1 protein-coding gene is annotated in these 596 nt (G+C 74.8%); it reads left to right on the top strand.

The features are described 5' to 3' along the window. Positions 1 to 67: 67 nt before the first annotated feature. Positions 68 to 596: DUF3106 domain-containing protein (locus AAE045_RS23860; RefSeq protein ID WP_455549779.1), on the top strand; the 529-nt coding region annotated here is incomplete at its 3' end.

Here is a 596-nt window from a genome sequence, read left to right as displayed (position 1 = left end):
GACGAATCGCAGGCCCAGCCGAGCCGCCCCGAACCCGCCACCGCCGGCCTGGAGACGGCTGCCGCCGATGAGTAAGCCTGCCTTCCTGCTGATCGCCCTTGGGCTGTCCAGTGCGGCCATCGCCGCCCCCAACCGGGTCGAAGTGCCGCTGGCGGTGCCCGCGCCTGCCAGTGCCACCGCCCCGGCGATCCCGGCCACGCCTGCGGCGCTGGATCCGGCCCAGCTGCGCGAGCTGCGCAGCCGCTATGCCGCCTGGCAGGCCATGACCGAAAGCGAGCGTGCCCGTGTCCGCGCCGCGGCGGCGCGCGTGGCGGCCCTGCCGCCGGCCCAGCAGCAGGCGCTTCGCCAGCGCTTCGCCGAACAGGACCAGCGCTTCCGCGACGGCTGGCTGCTTGGCCCACAGCTCGGGCATGAGTTCACCAAGCTGCAGGGCCTGTTCGGGTATCTGCCGGCCGAGCAGCGCCCCACCGCGCTGGCGGTGCTGCGCCAGCTCACGCCCTCCCAGCTCACCCAGCTGACCCTGGTCGCCCAGCGCACTCCACCGCAGGACCGCGACCGCGTGCGCGCCGAATTCCTTGGCGTGGCGCCGGCCGCAC

Source organism: Dryocola clanedunensis, from assembly GCF_038405435.1.
In the GTDB taxonomy this organism is placed as follows: Bacteria; Pseudomonadota; Gammaproteobacteria; order Enterobacterales; family Enterobacteriaceae; genus Dryocola; species Dryocola clanedunensis_A.
This window is presented reverse-complemented; position numbering and strand designations above follow the sequence as displayed.